This window comes from Sulfurimonas sp., assembly GCF_028713515.1.
In the GTDB taxonomy this organism is placed as follows: Bacteria; Campylobacterota; Campylobacteria; order Campylobacterales; family Sulfurimonadaceae; genus Sulfurimonas.
On sequence record NZ_JAQTOD010000002.1, the window covers coordinates 21,955 to 35,944 of the forward strand.

At 35.3% G+C, this 13,990-nt stretch carries 15 protein-coding genes; 2 read left to right on the top strand and 13 right to left on the bottom strand.

The window, feature by feature from the left end:
- Positions 1-30: 30 nt before the first annotated feature.
- Genes PHV22_RS04250 through PHV22_RS04265 form a run of 4 tightly spaced genes read right to left on the bottom strand, consistent with a single transcriptional unit; the run spans position 31 to position 3,104 of the window.
- Positions 31-1,386 carry a methyltransferase domain-containing protein gene (locus PHV22_RS04250; protein ID WP_295022279.1) on the bottom strand — a complete coding sequence of 452 codons (1,356 nt, stop codon included), beginning with the start codon at positions 1,384-1,386 and terminating at the stop codon, positions 31-33.
- A gap of 1 nt (position 1,387) precedes the next feature.
- Positions 1,388-2,266 carry a rhodanese-like domain-containing protein gene (locus tag PHV22_RS04255; protein WP_295022277.1) on the bottom strand — a complete coding sequence of 293 codons (879 nt, stop codon included), beginning with the start codon at positions 2,264-2,266 and terminating at the stop codon, positions 1,388-1,390.
- Positions 2,267-2,280: 14 nt separating this feature from the next.
- Positions 2,281-2,634, bottom strand: coding sequence for a DsrE/DsrF/TusD sulfur relay family protein (locus tag PHV22_RS04260; RefSeq protein WP_295022275.1), 354 nt, complete (start codon positions 2,632-2,634; stop codon positions 2,281-2,283).
- Positions 2,631-3,104, bottom strand: coding sequence for a rhodanese-like domain-containing protein (locus PHV22_RS04265; protein ID WP_295022274.1), 474 nt, complete (start codon positions 3,102-3,104; stop codon positions 2,631-2,633). Before PHV22_RS04265 ends, PHV22_RS04260 begins: the two co-directional genes overlap by 4 nt.
- A gap of 288 nt (positions 3,105-3,392) precedes the next feature.
- On the opposite strand from PHV22_RS04265, the gene PHV22_RS04270 reads away from it, so the two are divergent.
- A complete protein-coding gene (locus PHV22_RS04270) occupies positions 3,393-3,761 on the top strand; it encodes an ArsR family transcriptional regulator (protein ID WP_295022273.1) in 369 nt (122 codons plus the stop codon).
- A 36-nt stretch (positions 3,762-3,797) separates the two neighbouring features.
- Here PHV22_RS04270 and rimK read toward each other — a convergent pair whose 3' ends face one another.
- Together rimK and PHV22_RS04280 are read right to left on the bottom strand one after the other, a co-directional pair.
- Positions 3,798-4,730, bottom strand: a complete 933-nt coding sequence (gene rimK / locus PHV22_RS04275) for a 30S ribosomal protein S6--L-glutamate ligase (RefSeq protein WP_295022271.1) — start codon at positions 4,728-4,730, stop codon at positions 3,798-3,800.
- A complete protein-coding gene (locus PHV22_RS04280; RefSeq protein WP_295022269.1) occupies positions 4,727-5,164 on the bottom strand; it encodes a RimK/LysX family protein in 438 nt (145 codons plus the stop codon). Before PHV22_RS04280 ends, rimK begins: the two co-directional genes overlap by 4 nt.
- A 103-nt stretch (positions 5,165-5,267) precedes the next feature.
- Between PHV22_RS04280 and PHV22_RS04285 the strand changes: the two genes are divergently transcribed.
- On the top strand, positions 5,268-7,610 hold the full coding sequence (locus PHV22_RS04285; RefSeq protein ID WP_295022267.1) for a hypothetical protein: 2,343 nt from the start codon (positions 5,268-5,270) through the stop codon (positions 7,608-7,610).
- A 9-nt stretch (positions 7,611-7,619) separates the two neighbouring features.
- Here the strand turns inward: PHV22_RS04285 and PHV22_RS04290 are convergent, their stop codons facing one another.
- From PHV22_RS04290 to PHV22_RS04320, 7 genes are all read right to left on the bottom strand, one after another.
- On the bottom strand, positions 7,620-8,306 hold the full coding sequence (locus PHV22_RS04290; protein WP_295022266.1) for a phosphatidylserine decarboxylase: 687 nt from the start codon (positions 8,304-8,306) through the stop codon (positions 7,620-7,622).
- A gap of 23 nt (positions 8,307-8,329) precedes the next feature.
- Complete coding sequence (ftsH, locus tag PHV22_RS04295) at positions 8,330-10,297, bottom strand: ATP-dependent zinc metalloprotease FtsH (protein ID WP_295022264.1); 1,968 nt, start codon at positions 10,295-10,297, stop codon at positions 8,330-8,332.
- A 5-nt stretch (positions 10,298-10,302) separates the two neighbouring features.
- On the bottom strand, positions 10,303-11,133 hold the full coding sequence (locus PHV22_RS04300; protein WP_295022262.1) for a 50S ribosomal protein L11 methyltransferase: 831 nt from the start codon (positions 11,131-11,133) through the stop codon (positions 10,303-10,305).
- Entirely contained in the window at positions 11,133-11,507 is a 375-nt protein-coding gene (locus PHV22_RS04305) for a response regulator (RefSeq protein WP_299945984.1), read from the bottom strand. Before PHV22_RS04305 ends, PHV22_RS04300 begins: the two co-directional genes overlap by 1 nt.
- Positions 11,508-11,577: 70 nt before the next feature.
- Positions 11,578-12,294 carry a 1-(5-phosphoribosyl)-5-[(5-phosphoribosylamino)methylideneamino]imidazole-4-carboxamide isomerase gene (hisA, locus tag PHV22_RS04310; RefSeq protein WP_295022258.1) on the bottom strand — a complete coding sequence of 239 codons (717 nt, stop codon included), beginning with the start codon at positions 12,292-12,294 and terminating at the stop codon, positions 11,578-11,580.
- A gap of 8 nt (positions 12,295-12,302) precedes the next feature.
- Positions 12,303-12,914 carry an imidazole glycerol phosphate synthase subunit HisH gene (gene hisH / locus PHV22_RS04315; RefSeq protein ID WP_295022256.1) on the bottom strand — a complete coding sequence of 204 codons (612 nt, stop codon included), beginning with the start codon at positions 12,912-12,914 and terminating at the stop codon, positions 12,303-12,305.
- Entirely contained in the window at positions 12,914-13,816 is a 903-nt protein-coding gene (locus tag PHV22_RS04320) for a PDC sensor domain-containing protein (protein ID WP_299945989.1), read from the bottom strand. The genes hisH and PHV22_RS04320 overlap by 1 nt, the downstream gene beginning before the upstream one ends.
- Between the last annotated feature and the right edge of the window lie 174 nt (positions 13,817-13,990).

Consider the following 13,990-nt stretch of genomic DNA (forward strand, 5'->3'; position numbering starts at 1 on the left):
TTTAGTAGTTTAGGTAAGCAAACACCACCCTTATCTTTTCTTTATAATAAAATATATATATTTCTGTTCACTCTGCTTAGGCGTTATATGGAGGTACTCTTCACTATCTATTAGCTCCAATTCATCCGTTAATTCAGACAACATGCCTGAGTGATTGTACTGGACTATATCAAGGCCCGCACAGCTAAGAGGCCCATCTACTCTAAAAGTACTGATTATTGCGACTCCTTTATCTTTTAGAGAATCACTTAATACTTCAAAATATTTAATTCTATCTTTTTTGTTTAGTAAAAAATGAAACACAGCTCTATCATGCCAAATATCAACTTTCTTATCTGTTTTAAAATTTAAAATATCATTACATTCAAATTTTATATCGTCACTATCTATTCTTGATTGTACTATATCAAGCGAAGTTTTAGATGTATCAAGTAGAGTGATATTTTTGTATCCATCATTGATTAAATTATCCACAAGGTGTGAAGCTCCACAACCTACATCAATTATATTGGCATCACTCTTTGTATATTTTTTGATAAGTTCTAAAGATTTTTGCGGTGAAGTTTGATGCCAAAGCACTTGTGTATAATCCGCACTTTTAAATATGTTATCCCAATGCTCTCTTCTTAACTCTTGTAATGGAATTTTAGTAGCCATAAAAGTAGCCCCTTTAGTTGTCTCTGCTGTTGTGTAGTGAGTATGCCCCGTGCAAGCCACATCTTTAAATCCAGCCTTTTGGATAAGCTCTATGAGCTCACTCTCTCTCATAGTTCCAGCTACACAGTTTGCCCAATCTTTTTTGCTGGTATCGCAACAAGAGTTCTCTTCGACTAAACAACAGTTCTCTTCATCCATCGAAATATCTATCATATCAGCAAAAAATATTTTACCATTTGGCTTTAGTACGCGATATATTTCAGCAAAAACTGACTCTTTACAAGATGTAAGATTTATAGCACCATTTGATATAACTACATCTACGCTTTCATCTTCCAGATTAATATCATCAAAATTACTCTGCAATATTTTTACATTCTCGGCATTAATCTCTTTTGCATGGAGAGTGGCGATTTCTACCATTTTTGGAGTAATATCAACACCAAAAACTTTTCCTCTTTCTCCAACTAAAAGCGAAGCAATAAGCAAATCAACACCAGCACCACAACCAAGATCTAAAACAGTATCACCTTTTTTAATCTCTGCATTTGTAAAAGGATTTCCAACAGCTGCACAAAATTCCCAAGCTTTGCTCGGAATTTTATCTATCCACTCCTGCTTGTATCCATGCGCTAATGCATTTTCCAAACCCTTATCCCAGCCAAAATCTCTATTTGGACTTTGAGCCAACTCTGTATATAGTTCTATTATTTTAGTATAATCAGCCATATTACTCTTTTATCTTTTCACATGGATAACCAGCTAATTTCCAAGCATCAAATCCACCTTTTAAGCTATACACATGCTTATAACCAAACTCTTTAAGTGTTGAAGCAGCAAAAAGACTTACTAATCCAAATTTTCCATAAACAACAATAACTGCATTTTTATCTTGCAACTCCTTAAAAGCACTAAAGTATAATTTTCCATATGTTATTGAGTAACTCTCCATCGCATCAATCCTATAGCCATCTTTATGACTTGGTTCTCTTATATCAACAAGTGTAACATCATCGCCATTATCCAACATTTTTAAAAGTACCGGTGGTGATATCTGCTCAACTTGAGCTTGTTTTTTTGCCATTAAAGCATCTAAAGTTTTATAACCTGTGCCGCTACATGCAACTTGTCTGTATGGTGTAGGGTCTGTGGTTTCTTTTTGTATATATTTTAATATAGGTAAAGAGCCAATATCTGCTTCTTCATTTTGCCTCTTATCTTCTTGCGAGTCTGTTGTTGTTGAGCTACATGCTCCAGCTGAACAACTTTGCGCACTTGCCGCTGAAGTAAAAAACCTATCTCCCCATAAAGGAAAACTAAGCATAGCTGTCGTGAAAATAGTTACCATAGCTAAAAATATTTTACTTGAAAAGAAACCAATTTCATCACAATTACACCCTATCTCTTTGCTTGGTCTTAGCTTGTCATACCAAGCATAAATCAGCACTGCTATTGTAAATCCTACTAAATAGTTATGATATGGTGCTAACCACGAAAAAGATGAGACTAAAGAGCTAGAACCTGCCAGTACTGCTAAAACTGGTGTCATACAACATAAAGAAGCTGCAATCGTTGCAGCAATAACTGTTATTATATTTTTATTTATCATAGATATTTTTTCTTTTAAAAAGTGAGTACTTTATCGCTAACTATTACCCAATCGGCTAAGATTTGCATAGATGAAGATACTTTTTCATCAAAATATGGTTCATTTTTAAAAAGTCCACAGCGTGCGTTACAAGTGCCACATGCCTGAAGATTTATACCATTAACATACATTTTTTTTAGCATTTCAACTAAATCATAATCATAACCCTCTGGTTTAGTTGTTTTATTACGAGCTAAATCAACAGCATCATTCATTAAAAATATATTTACACTTTCGCCACTTTTGTAAAGTGTTTTAGCTAAACGCAACGCATTCCATGTAACATCCGTTCCATCATAAGGCTGATGGTTTAAGATTATTGTTGTCATCTACTTTTCCTCTCTAATGTTGTCATACCTAGACCTGTTCCAATAGAGTAACCAGCTTCTGCCCACCCTTTAAGTCCACCTTTTAAAGTAGTTGCATTTTTATAACCCATCTCTCTTAACACTTGTGCAGCAAGTGCTCCACGACCACCTTCACGACAATATGTGACAATAATCACACTCTTGTCTTGGATGAGCTCATTAACCTTCCACTCTAAATTTCCACGAGTGATTGAGATAAACCGCTCTTTATTTAACTCATTTGAAGGGATACTTCCTTCTGCTCTTTGTTCACTCTCCCTTACATCAAGAATAACAACATCTTCCTCTTCATCAAGTAGAGATTTAAGTTTTTTTGGTGAAATTTCACCAACCTCTTGTTGTGCTTTTTTTATTAAATCCATTTTACTCATAGACTCAGCCATCAACATTGTTGTAAACAACAGCGCAACTATCAGTATTAAACTCCTCATACATTTCCTTTGTATTTAGCTAATTTGCTAAATTGCTTTTAGAAAGTATATAGACTGTCTTCTTAATACAAAGTTAATTTACTAATTTGCTAAATAGGTCTGTTTTAGTTATTATTTGATGTTACGCACTAAAGCGAACAAGTCCGTTTTAGTGGGAGAGACTACAGTCCCTTCCAGCCCCCTAAAGCTACGAAAAACGAGTTTTCGAGAATTACAAGGTGTTTTACACTCTTTTTTACAAAAGTGCGTAATATTGGTTATTATTTTACAAAATACAAAAGGCTATAAATGTTAGATATGAACGATAAGATAAAAATATTTAAAGCATTAGGCAACGAGACAAGATTTAAAATATTTAAAAATATATTTAGCGGTGGGTATGCCTGCTCTATTGATAACTCCAAGCCAAAAGATGACATTATCGCGCAGGCTACTTGTGTGACAAGCATTGCTGAGCAGTTTGATTTTGCACTTCCTACAATTTCACGACATCTTAAAGATATGAGAGATGCCAAAATCATCACAATGACAAAAAGTAAAAATAAAATCTATATCGAGCCAAATATAGAGACCATAAAAGAGATAGCGGAGTGCTTTGAAACTTTAATAAGAGAGTATGAAAATGGTGCCATCTACCAGTACGACAACACCAAATAAGAGGCGATTTTGCTTCTGCTTAGTTATGTTTTGCCTCTAAGCCCCAATACTATCCCTCTTTATCTTTCTTTTCTTATCCGATTCACTAGATTTTGGAGTTACATTCTTTTCAATATAGTCCATAATTTTCTTAGCTATATTGATTTTTGTAGATTTTTCAATCCCCTCCAACCCTGGAGATGAGTTTACTTCCATCACAAGAGAACCTCTTGCTGAAGGAATCATATCTACACCACAAATACCAAGTCCCATAGCTTTTGCGGCAGCAAGGGCAGTTGCTCTCTCTTTTTTTGTAAGAGTGTGAGCCACTGCACGACCCCCTTGATGCAAGTTAGACCTAAAGTCGCCCTCAACTCCTTGTCTTTTCATAGCACCAATGATTTTACCACCAACAATAAAGACTCTAATATCTGCTCCTGCTGCCTCTTCTATATACTCCTGAACAAGAAGATTTACATCCATTCCATAAAACGCATCAAGAACTGATTTGGCAGCTTTTTCCGTATCAACCAAAACAACTCCAACACCTTGAGTTCCCTCTAAGATTTTTAAAACAAGAGGAGTTCCACCACTTAACTCTATAACATCTTTTGAACTAGATTTGTTTGATGCAAACACTGTTCTTGGCATATCTATGCCATGCTTAGAGAGTATCTGCAAACTTCTAAGCTTATCTCTGCTTCTTGCAATTGCTAGATTTCCAGAGGTACTAAAAACATCCATCATCTCAAAGTGTCGAACCATTGCCGTACCATAAAAAGTCTTACTAGCACCGATTCTTGGAATAATTGCATCTGGTATAGGTAACTCTTTACCTTGATAATTAACTTTTAGCTCCCCTTTTACAATCTCTATTGAGCATCTCAAGTAATCAACAACCTTAACTTCCCACCCTTTATTCTCCGCCTCTTCAACCAATCGCATAGTTGAGTAGAGTCCTTTGTTTCTAGACAATATATAAACTCTCATATTTCCTCTTTTTTGTTATCGTCTACTATATACTCTTGCTCTACATCAACTAAAAATCTACCACTTAAAAACTTTTTACCTATCAGCATTTGGTACTTCATATCCGAACGATTGCCTAATGATATTACAGTTTTATATCTCTTTCCACCAAACTCTACTGCTATTTTGATTGATGGTCTATATTGAACCTCTCCATTAGAGCTTCTAATCTTTTTCATCTTATATAGCGGCATCTTTATCACCTCTTGGGTAATAAATTTATTTTTTTCATCCAATATTTTAAAATAGACAAAATTATCATTATCAACTGAAATTTCATCACAATGCAGAGAGTTTGAGTCGGCCCCTGTATCAATTTTTGCTTTAATATTGTGTAAATTTAAATCCACGATTGAAATAAACTCTTTTCTGCCTATGATTTTTTTTATGTTCATATATACCTCATTATTAAGTAAAAATTATACTATCATTAAACAAAAATACAATCACTTATTTATGGCACTTTTTTTGCTTCTAAAATTAAAAATAGGGTGGAAAATGTCAGAAAAAACAGAAGAAGAAATAATTATTATAGAGAATTCAAATGCTTCAAGCAGCGAGATTCCTTCTGATGTACCGGCACCTAAAACAAAAAAAACAGTAGATAAAAAAATAATTATTATAGCGGCTTTAGTCCTATTTGCTTTGGTTGTAGTTGGGCTTTTAACATATCTTTTAGTACAAAAAAACCATAAAAAAAATGAGGTAACTCATACACAGAAAAATTATGAAACACAAAATCAAGAGGTTGAAGAGGTAATTGAGCCAAGTAAATTAGAAAATATGATTGCAAAAGCTGATTATCTCTACTCAACTGGCTCAAAGAGTGATGCTCTTTCTATCTATGAAAAAATTGCACATTTTAGCGAAGCTGTATCCGCTTACAACCTAGGCGTAGCACAACTCAAAGACGCTCAGTATGAAACAGCGCTAAGCTCATTCAAGATAGCAATACAAAATAATGAAAAAAGTTGCGTTAGTGCTATAAATGCCGCTGTCTGTGCTTTATATCTAAAAAACAGTGATAGCTTTAAATACTATATTGACCTAGCTTATGCCTATCTACCACAAGAGAGCGGATCACCACTGTACTCTTACTATTACGCCCTTATAAACTACTATAAAGGCAACTACTATGAGGCATTAAGTGCTCTAAAAAATCCGACAACAAAAGAGTATATAAAAACCCAAAACAGTCTAAATACAAATATTAACGCTCTACTAAACAACAACGCAACAGCAATTGAATATATTGAACAAAGTCAGGAATTTGGCGACAGTTTTAATCTTGGATTGCTATACGCAAGAGTTGGAAATGTGGCAGAAGCCAAAAAGAACCTACAATCTTCAATGCAGAACAATATAGAGCCGTTAAAATCTAAGTTGGCTCTAGCTTTTGTATATCTAAAAGCTGGACAAATCTCAGAAGCAGCTGCGGAAATAGATGGCGCCACTGATAAATTTGGAGATGAAGTCTATAAGCCATATCCAATAAAAGTCAAGTTAAAAGAGTCTCTTTTTGATGCAGCAAAAGCTCAAGCAAGATACAGAGAAATTTTAAACACAAGTAAAACTATTGAGTACCAGAAGATATTTTATTACTCTCCATATAAAGTTTTTAACGCAAATCAAACGATAGACTATATACGAAAGGGGAACGCAAATATATTTGTGGATGATACTGAGTCCGCTCAACACTATCTAAAAAAAGGAACACAGCTCTCGAATGTAAACATAGGAATCACTCAGGCTATAAAAAAAGCTCTCTCTTTTGACATTAGAGAATCAAACACAATGCTGCAAACCCTTGTAAAAATCCAGCCAAAACACTCTGTTTTACGATACAATCTAGCTCTTACCTATGCTCAAATGGGAGATATAGTTAACGCACATGAACAATTTCTGCGTTCGTATAATCTTGATGCAAAAAATTATATGTCTGGAATTTATGCAATTATGTGCTCTCAATTAATCAACAAGGAAAACAAGAAACTGCTCTCAATTATTCTAGAATCATTGGAGCATGAAGGCACAAAAGAAGAGATTGACCTAGCAAAAACAGTTCTTGCAATCAGTCAAAATGATTTTCTTGCAACATCAGACTGGAAATATAACAAATACAAAGAAACGCCGCTAAACCTCGCCATAAAAACAATCATTGCTATTAAATTAAATGACCTAGATGTTGCTAAAAAATCATCCCAAAGATTAACTGCACTTTTACCAAACGAGATACTCTCACATCTCATCTACATTGATGCAAATTTTGAAAAACTTCCGACTAAAAAATATGCGAGTGAGGTAATGAACTATCTGAAAACAAAAAAATTTACATTTGATGATCTCTATTATGGCCCTTTTATAACCCGCTATCTCTTTGTGCAACAAAACTTAATAACAGGAAAATTATATTTCCTAAGAGAACAGTTAAAAAAAGCCCTAGAGTCAACAACTAAAAATAGCCATGAAATCATCAGCGCTCTTGCTTTAGCATCACTTTATGATGGTGCTTTTGAGGAGTCGTACACCCTGTATAATAGTTTAATAGATGATCTTAATGTAAAAGACGCGCACACTCTATTTTTAGGCGCGGTTGCTTCAACGGCAGCAAATCATCATGAAAACGCAATAGCACTACTAGAGTTATCTAAACTAAAAGATGCAAATATGTATGAGAGTAAATATGCGCTTGGGCTACTCTATATTGAATCTAAAAATAATAAAGGAGCAGTTGCTCAACTAAACAAAATAAGCAAGATTGGCTTTAGCTCAGAATTTTTTAGCTTTGACATAGACACTGAAAAATTACTCTTTAGCAAAACCAATATAACAAACAATTAAAAATTACAGCTATAAAGCTTCTTCTGGGGCACTAAGTAAAGGCACCTCTTTTAGCGTTGGCTCTGAGGTGAAGAAGCCTATAAGAGAGTTTGAAGCTATTAGCTCATCACCTATATTTATGTTTAATCTAAAGTTTCTAGGCAGATAAAGTGTGGTTGTTCCATTTAACATAAACCCATATCTTGAGCCTTGAAGTAGTGTTTGAGACTCTACATTTTTTATCTCTATGTCGACAAAACTCTCTTTTAGTCTATGTAGAACTTTAAGACTATTCTCTTTTCTGTCAACAAAAACCAACTCAACACTCTCATTTAAACTCTTATGCAGCTCATTTTTTGAGGATAATCTTGCGCCATGACTTACTTTAACAGATTTTAATAATGCCATAAATGGGACTCTCAGCAGAGAGACTTTTCTATAAGAGCCGTCTATTTCAACTTTGTACATATACTTATCATCAAGCAGCTCATCGATTGAGACAACCAAACCATCAACCGGAGATGCAACGCTATCTTCTTGATAGAGCAGTTGTTCTCTCTCTGGATTTCTAAAAATATAAACAAAAAACACAACTACAATAAACAGAATAAAGCTAAGATATGTGAAGTCAAATAGCTTAAAAACAAAGAACAATAAAACAGCACCAGCTATATAGTTCCAACCCTCTTTAGCAATTGGGAGTAGATTTTTATTCATATCTTGTATCTCTTTAATATCTTTTATTTTTTATCTGAGAGATGTGACATCTCTGCATCTTCGCGAAGTTCTTCTTCTATATCGTCAGTAACTTTTTTTACTTTTGATTCAAGTCCACTGCTTTTTTCAAAGTTAATAATTATATCTCTAACTTCGACCCCTGTAATATTCTCTTTTATATAAAGAAGTTTAACTATCTCTTCGACTGCATCCCTATAAATCTCAAGTCTCTCAACAACAGCAACATATCTCTTGTCAAGTGAAGTTTTAATGAACTCATCCATATTTTCAGCCATTTTTTCACTGAACTCTCTTGTTGCTTGACCGCCACCGCCCAAGAATGACTGTCGGCTCTTCTCTAGCACCATAAGCCCAGCAACATCACTCATACCATAAGTTTGCACCATCGATTTTATGATGCTAGTTGCTCTCTCAAGATCATTTCCAGCACCCGTTGAGATTTCACCAATGAACACTTGTTCTGCCGCACGACCACCGAGAAGAACATCAACTTCTGCCCACAACTCATGTTGTTGCATCATGTATTTGTTCTCTTCTGGAGTATTTAGAGTATATCCAAGAGCAGCAAGTCCTCGTGGAACAATAGATACTTTTGAAACTTTCTTGGCTCCATCTGTAGTCTCCGCCAAAAGTGCGTGTCCGCTCTCATGGTATGCTACTATTTTTTTCTCTTTTGGATTGATTCTGCGAGTTTTTTTAGAAAGTCCTGCGATTGCCCTCTCGACAGATTCGTACAGATCTTGCTGTTTAACGCTTTTTTGACTTTTTCTACCAGCCAAAAGTGCCGCTTCGTTTACAATATTTGCCAAATCAGCACCAGCTAAACCTGCCGTTAATCTCGCAACTTCTTCAAGCTCAACATCATCATCCATCTTAACGCCCTTAACATGAACCTTAAGTATTTTTACTCTTCCTTCAAAGTCAGGCTTATCAACCAAAACTTGTCTATCAAAACGACCAGGTCTAAGAAGAGCTTGATCTAGAATTTCAGGTCTGTTTGTAGCTGCTAAAATTATGATAGGGGTGTCGGTTCCAAAACCATCCATCTCCGCCAAAAGTTGATTTAGTGTTTGCTCTCTCTCATCATTTCCGCCCATGATCCCACCAGCAGCACGACTTTTACCAATTGCATCAATCTCATCTATAAAGATTATACTAGGAGCATCTTTTTTTGCCTGCTCAAATAAGTCGCGAACTCTCGCCGCTCCAACACCAACAAACATTTCGATAAAGCTAGAACCAGTAACCGAGAAAAATGGGACATTTGCTTCGCCAGCGACAGCTTTAGCTAAAAGCGTCTTACCAGTTCCAGGAGAACCTACCAAAAGAACACCTTTTGGAATTTTTGCACCGATCTCCACATAACGAGCAGGGAATTTAAGGAAGTCAACTATCTCTTGAACTTCCTCTTTTGCCTCTTCTACGCCGGCAACATCATCAAACTTAGTTTTTGGTTTTTCTGAGTTAATCATTTTTTTGGAATTACCCATTCCTAAAATACCGCCACCCATGCTTTTTTGCATACGGCCAGCAAAAAACATCCAAATTCCGATAATTAGCAAAAACGGAAACAACCAACCAAACATCTCTGTAAACCAGTTGCTCTCGCTAAACCCAGTATAACTTACTCCTTGTCTATCTAGCTCTTCTACAAGCTTAGTATCACCTGGCACTATTCTTGTTGTATACAAAACTGCGCCATCAGTCGAGAATGCTTTGATGTAACTCTGCCCAATTTCTACTTTTTTTAGGCTCTTAGAAGCCACAAGAGATTTGAACTCAGAGTAGTCTACTTTCTTGGCTTTTGCGCTTAAGCCAGTAGCCCCACTCTCTTCATTCGTCGTATCTCCACCAACAACTAATTTGAAAAGAAGAATAACAACTATTGAAAATATTGCAAATGTAATTAGTGGATTTTTATTAAAAAAATTATTATTGTTATCTTTATTATCATTGTTTTGATTGTCCATAATCTCTATTTATCCTGCTTTAATATTAATGTAACCCATTCGTCTTGAGCTATTTTTTCTTGAATCTTAAAACCTTGATAAAATTTTAAAACTTTTGCCTCATACTTGTCCAAAATTCCAGAGAGTATTAGTATTCCATCTTGTTTTAAAACACTTTTTAGATCATTTGCTATAAATGTTAATACATCCGCCACAATATTTGCAACAACAATATCATAACTATTTTTTGCCAAGCTACATGAGCCTTCCCAGATATTTTCAAATTTCACTTCATTGATTTTTGCATTTTGTTCACTATTTGAGACAGAGACTATGTCGGTATCACAAGCATCAACAATTGCCCCAAGCTTCATAGCTCCAACACCTAGTATTCCGCTTCCACAGCCAACATCTAAAACTCTATCACCATCTTTTACATATTTTGATATTGCTCTTAGGCATGACGCAGTTGTTGGATGATGTCCTGTCCCAAAAGCGAGTGCTGGGTCTATTATTATATTTATAAAGTCTGCACTCGGCTTATCCCAAGTCGGATGTATATAGAATTTATCGATTTGGATCGGCTGAATACTCTTTTGATACTCATCCACCCAGTCGCTACTTTTTAGTTTAGTCTGAACGCACTCAAGCTCTATATTTTGACTAAGCGCTTTTTGTAATGCCTCGGTAAACTGCTCTAAACCCCAAATAATTGTCTCTAAATTTTCATCACTTCTTATTATGAAACCATCATCGTTCTCTTCAAAACCAATTGGCAAGGTGTCTATTAAAAAGTCTGAGAAGAGTGAATGATGAGAGGATACTTTAACAACTAATTCGAAATAATACTCTTGCATTACTCACTAATTCCAAGAACGGCTGCAAGTTTTTCTTTTAAAACCTGCGGAGTAAATGGCTTAACTATATAGTTATTTACTCCTGCTTTTAGAGCAGTAATAACTTCAGCTTTTCCACCCTCAGTTGTGACCATAATTATTGGAAGATCTGTAAAGCGAGAATCTGCACGAACTTTTTTTATAAGTTCAAGGCCGTTCATCTCTGGCATATTCCAGTCAGTAATCAACATATCTATGTCAGGATTAGCATTTAAAACGCTCCAACCTTCTACTCCATCACCACCCTCCAAAACATCTTGATGTCCAAGTCTTTGAAGAGTATTTTTTATTATACGACGCATTGTAGAGCTATCATCAACAACAAGTAATTTCAAATGAAATCCTTTTCTATAATATATTTAAAATTAAGTGGATAATAATAGCAAAATATTATTTACTTTACGATTAAGGTTTGCCTAACAACTTGAACATTTTAGGTAAATCAATAGTGCCTTCATAGTATGCTTTTCCAATTATCACTCCATCTACTTCACCTGTCATAATCAAAGCTTCTATATCGTTTTCATCTTTTACTCCGCCACTAGCAATTGTACTCACACCACTAGCACGAGCAATATCAAGCGTAAACTCTACATTTACTCCACTAAGAGTTCCATCTTTACCAACATCTGTACATATTATTGCATCAACTCCAGCATTTGCAAACTCTCTTGCTAAATCGGTAGCCCTCATACTACTAACTTCTCCCCACCCCTCAACTGCGACAAAACCATCTATCGCATCAATGCCTACGGCAACTCTATATTTTGATGCCATATCCTTAATAAATTGTGGATTTTTAACCGCAATAGAGCCAAGTATTACCCTGTCTATACCGATTTCAAACATTTTTTTAATCGTAGCTTCATCTCTTATGCCGCCGCCCAGCTCTAGTTTTACACTGCAGTTTTGTCGTATTTTTACTATCTGCTCTAAGTTTTTAGGCTCGCCTGCAAAAGCACCATTTAAATCAACAAGATGCACCCACTCAGCACCCATCTCCTCAAATTTTTTAACAAGCTCCCATGGTTCATCAGAGTAGATTTTTGCACTCTCCATCAGGCCTTTTGTAAGTCTTACTGCTTTTCCGTCTTTTAAGTCAATTGCTGGATAGAGTGTCATTGTATTCCTTATAAATTAGTAAAATTTTCTAATATCTTAAGCCCATTTTTATGACTCTTTTCTGGATGTGGTTGAAGACCAAGAATGTTATCAGATGCAACAGCCGATGTAAACTCATATCCATACCTAGTGCGACCTATTATGTCTGCTTCGTTCAGACAGTTCACATGATAACTATGCACAAAATAGAGATAATGCTCCTTATCTAATCCATTAAAAAGTGGATGCTCTTCGGAGAAGAGTCTGTTCCAACCCATATGAGGTACTTTAAGTGGAGTGCTAAATTTTGTTATATCAAAATGCGTGACGCTACCTTTTATGAGGCCTAAGCCTTCACTGAAACCGAACTCTTCACTGCTATCAAAAAGAAGTTGCATGCCAAGACAGATACCAAGCATATATTTTCCACTTTTTGCATATTCCCTTATAGATTCAACCATATCTCGTTCTCTTAGGTGTGTCATTGCATCACCAAAAGCTCCAACACCTGGAAGAAGTAGCTTGTCATAATTTTTAAATTTTTCTGGGTCACTCTCAATGACTGTTTTTTTACCTAATTTAGCAAATGCGTTTTGCACACTTGCTAAATTTCCCATATTATAGTCAACTATAGCTATCACTACTGAATCTTTGTTTTTGTAAATTTTATATATACTGCAAGACCCACAAGAAGCGTTGAAACTCCAGCAATTATATACATGGCATACACAAGTTTTTCAGGATCTGTTAGGGCGAACTTAAAGACCAGCATAAGTGCCTCAATAGAGAGAGCTATAATGATAGAACCCAAGAACCTAACCATAGTCTTATGTGGTCCCGAAACATTATGCTCTCTCTCTCGTCCCATAATCTCCTCTTCAATAAGCGTTTTTGCAAGATCAAAAATAGCTAAAGAGAGCGTTAGTAAAATCGTAGCTTCAAATACATTCTTAGCCTCAAAATGAGAAATAGTAATTTCTTGAATAAAAAAGCTCTGCACTCCATTTAAAAATAAAAGTAGTGCAACAGCCATAAGTGCAAAAGCAAAAATAGCATAAGCGTATTTAAAAAGATTTGAGAAAAATGTATCAAAACTATTTTGATGAGAAATTTTCAAAACCTCGTCAAACGGCATATCTAGACATGCGATATATTTAAGATCTCCATTTTCACAATATATTGGTTGGGATGCAGTAACACATAACTCTCCAGTTATAAGAGACGGGTATGGGTCAGTTATAGTACATCTTCCCTCTTTGACTGCGCGATAATAGTAGGCACGGTCAGCGCGAATCTTTCCAATATCTGCATCAATTTGCTTATTTGAGACAAATGTAGGAGAGAGTTGAACTCCTTTATAGTCCAAAAGATATACACCATCACATTTTTCTAAATCACCTTTTATTGTTAAAAGATGAGGAATAATCATATCTTCTGTGATTGTCGGTAATTTGTTTGGTATATTTTTAGAAAACAGATAACAAAAATAGGCTCTTGCTTTCGTGCGATTTTTGGAAAAATCTTGTATGTCTGATGGAACCATTGTGTCTCTTTCCTTGTTTTTTAAGATACAAAAGCAATAGGTATCTTTTGCTATGAAAACTATATAGGCATCAAAAAGCCTATATTGGGCTTTTTTTGAATATTGGCGCCATTATACCAAAGGCAAAATAATAAAAACGACATACTTTGATATAATCTCTTTTTTAACTAATGC

Coding starts and splice junctions, on each gene's coding strand:
- PHV22_RS04250 (WP_295022279.1), bottom strand. CDS start 1,386: ATGGCTGATTATACTAAAATAATAGAACTATATACAGAGTTGGCTCAA.
- PHV22_RS04255 (WP_295022277.1), bottom strand. CDS start 2,266: ATGATAAATAAAAATATAATAACAGTTATTGCTGCAACGATTGCAGCT.
- PHV22_RS04260 (WP_295022275.1), bottom strand. CDS start 2,634: ATGACAACAATAATCTTAAACCATCAGCCTTATGATGGAACGGATGTT.
- PHV22_RS04265 (WP_295022274.1), bottom strand. CDS start 3,104: ATGAGGAGTTTAATACTGATAGTTGCGCTGTTGTTTACAACAATGTTG.
- PHV22_RS04270 (WP_295022273.1), top strand. CDS start 3,393: ATGTTAGATATGAACGATAAGATAAAAATATTTAAAGCATTAGGCAAC.
- rimK (WP_295022271.1), bottom strand. CDS start 4,730: ATGAGAGTTTATATATTGTCTAGAAACAAAGGACTCTACTCAACTATG.
- PHV22_RS04280 (WP_295022269.1), bottom strand. CDS start 5,164: ATGAACATAAAAAAAATCATAGGCAGAAAAGAGTTTATTTCAATCGTG.
- PHV22_RS04285 (WP_295022267.1), top strand. CDS start 5,268: ATGTCAGAAAAAACAGAAGAAGAAATAATTATTATAGAGAATTCAAAT.
- PHV22_RS04290 (WP_295022266.1), bottom strand. CDS start 8,306: ATGAATAAAAATCTACTCCCAATTGCTAAAGAGGGTTGGAACTATATA.
- ftsH (WP_295022264.1), bottom strand. CDS start 10,297: ATGGACAATCAAAACAATGATAATAAAGATAACAATAATAATTTTTTT.
- PHV22_RS04300 (WP_295022262.1), bottom strand. CDS start 11,133: ATGCAAGAGTATTATTTCGAATTAGTTGTTAAAGTATCCTCTCATCAT.
- hisA (WP_295022258.1), bottom strand. CDS start 12,294: ATGACACTCTATCCAGCAATTGACTTAAAAGACGGAAAAGCAGTAAGA.
- PHV22_RS04320 (WP_299945989.1), bottom strand. CDS start 13,816: ATGGTTCCATCAGACATACAAGATTTTTCCAAAAATCGCACGAAAGCA.